Below are 2365 nucleotides of genomic sequence, written 5' to 3' on the forward strand. Positions count from 1 at the left end.
ATGCCGGGCGGACTGAAGGTGCGCCGCCGTGCGCGGCAATTGCACGACAAATTACAGGAACAGTGGCAGCAGAACCGGCCCAACCCCTTGCTCGCCAATGACTGGCTGTCCATCTACGCCATGGCGGTCAATGAGGAGAACGCCGCCGGCGGGCGGGTGGTGACGGCGCCGACCAATGGCGCGGCCGGCACGCTGCCGGCGGTGCTGCGCTATTGGCTGCATTTCCATCCCGAAGCCGATCAGCCGAGCATCCGGGATTTCCTGCTGACGGCCGCGGCCGTCGGCGGCATCATCAAGTCCAACGCCTCGATCTCGGGCGCCGAAGTCGGTTGCCAGGGCGAGGTGGGCTCCGCCTCGGCCATGGCCGCCGCCGGCCTGTGCGCCGTGATGGGTGGCACGCCAGAGCAGGTGGAGAACGCCGCCGAGATTGCGCTCGAGCATCATCTCGGCATGACCTGCGATCCTGTCGGCGGCCTGGTGCAGGTGCCCTGCATCGAGCGCAATGCCCTTGGCGCGGTAAAGGCCGTGACGGCCGCTTCCTTGGCCATCAAGGGCGACGGCACGCATTTCGTGCCGCTCGACGCCGCGATCGAGACCATGCGCCAGACCGGCCTCGACATGAACGAGAAGTACAAGGAAACCAGCCTCGGCGGTCTGGCGGTGAACGTGGTGGAGTGCTGAAGTCTTACGGACACTCCAGGCTGGCCCTGTGGAGAAGTCGCTCAAGGCGTTGACGCGTCAACCCTCGCGGCTAAATCTTGGGGCATGTCACTCAATCTCCTAAAACTGTGCGTCGGCTGCGACAGCGTCGAGGATCTCGAAGAGTGGATCGCCTTCCGCCTCGACGAGCGGCGGCGCGCCGGCGAGCCGGTCGAGCACTGGCACACCACCCGCATGGTGCCGACGCGCGGCAGCGAGATCACGGACGGCGGCTCGCTCTATTGGGTGATCAAGGGCAGCGTGCAGTGCCGGCAGCTGATCACCGAGATCAGGCCCTTCACCGACGCTGAAGGTATCGGCCGCTGTCACCTGGTGCTCGATCCCGAGGTCGTGCGCACCGACTGGCAGCCGCGGCGCGCCTTCCAGGGCTGGCGTTACCTCAAGCCCGCCAATGCGCCGGCCGATCTCGGCAAGGGCATGGCGGCACTCGCCGAGATGCCGCGGAAGCTGAGGCTCGAACTCGCCGAACTCGGACTGCTCTAAGCGCTGGTCCTTCGGCTCGCCCAGCGTGGGGGCTTGCAAGCGCCGGACCTAGGTCCCATCCTATTTCCTATGCTCAGTCATCCGTATGGCGGCGCAAACCGATGGGTGTGATCCTTGCATTGGCGGCAATCCTTGTGGTGCTTTTTGGCGCCGCGTTGCTCTTCGTGCGTGCTGATGCGGCGAGGATGGCCGACGGTCTGCGATCGCTCGGGCCGGCCTTGCTGGGGCTGGTCGGCGCGCCCATGCTGGTCTTCGGCCGCAGCCTCATCGGCGGACTGCTTCTGCTCGCGGCGCTCGCCTGGGTCGGCTGGATTCGCACGAGACGGCCTCCGGCGCGGGCCGCCGCTTCCAAGCATTCGACGGTGCGCACCGCCGCGCTCGAAATGGACCTCGACCATGACAGCGGCAGGCTCGAGGGGCTTGTTCTGGCCGGGCGCTATGAAGGCAAGATGCTTGGTGCGATGGGGCTGACGGATCTGCGCCAGCTTTATGGCGAGCTCAGCCCCGATCCGGAGAGCCGCCAGCTCCTAGAGACGTATCTTGACGGCCGTTTTCCCGTCTGGCGCAAGGACGCGCAGCCGCACAGTGGCGAAGGGCTGAGTGTTGCGCCAGGTGCGGGCGCCATGACTAAGGAGGAGGCCTACAAGGTCCTTGGTCTTGAAGCGGGGGCCGCCGCGGCGGATATCCGCAAGGCGCATCGCCGCCTGATGCAGCGCCTGAACGCCGATGTCGGCGGCACGTCTGTCCTGGCGGCGCGGATCAATGAAGCCAAGGACGTCCTGCTCTCCAATCACGATTAGTCTCCTTCGACGCCGGTACCTTCCGGGAGATTTGAACAGCCGCCTATTGCTCGACGGCGTAGCACGAGATTTTCTTGCGCTTCAGGGCATCGCAGGCCTTCCAGGCGGCATTCTTCGAGCCGAAGCCGCCGAAGCGGGCGCGGTAAAAGGTGACGCCATCCTTATCGAAGGCGACGGTGAAGCCGGAAGCATCGGCGAGGACCTTCGGCGCCTGCTTGGCGGTCTGATCGAGAAGGCTCTGAGCTCCAGATTTGGTGGGCGAGGAAGCAACCTGAACCACCCAGCCTGACGGCACCGACGACGTCTTCACCGGATCGATCGCCGGCGCGGCGGGGGTCGGGTCGGCATAGGCCGTGACCGCC

General features: G+C 66.0%; 4 protein-coding genes. 3 read left to right on the top strand and 1 reads right to left on the bottom strand.

The window, feature by feature from the left end; translation table 11 throughout:
- The 3 genes from EOA28_RS32575 to EOA28_RS32585 all read left to right on the top strand — a co-directional run.
- Positions 1-681: L-serine ammonia-lyase (locus EOA28_RS32575; RefSeq protein ID WP_128315693.1), on the top strand; the 681-nt coding region annotated here is incomplete at its 5' end.
- 84 nt (positions 682-765) lie between these two features.
- Positions 766-1203 carry a DUF1489 family protein gene (locus EOA28_RS32580; protein ID WP_126082637.1) on the top strand — a complete coding sequence of 146 codons (438 nt, stop codon included), beginning with the start codon at positions 766-768 and terminating at the stop codon, positions 1201-1203.
- Between the two features lie 101 nt (positions 1204-1304).
- Positions 1305-2003, top strand: a complete 699-nt coding sequence (locus EOA28_RS32585) for a molecular chaperone DnaJ (protein ID WP_126082638.1) — start codon at positions 1305-1307, stop codon at positions 2001-2003.
- 43 nt (positions 2004-2046) lie between these two features.
- Here the strand turns inward: EOA28_RS32585 and EOA28_RS32590 are convergent.
- Positions 2047-2365: SPOR domain-containing protein (locus EOA28_RS32590; protein WP_148671005.1), on the bottom strand; the 319-nt coding region annotated here is incomplete at its 5' end.

Origin of the sequence: Mesorhizobium sp. M2A.F.Ca.ET.067.02.1.1, assembly GCF_004023285.1 — a bacterium.
Taxonomy (GTDB): domain Bacteria; phylum Pseudomonadota; class Alphaproteobacteria; order Rhizobiales; family Rhizobiaceae; genus Mesorhizobium.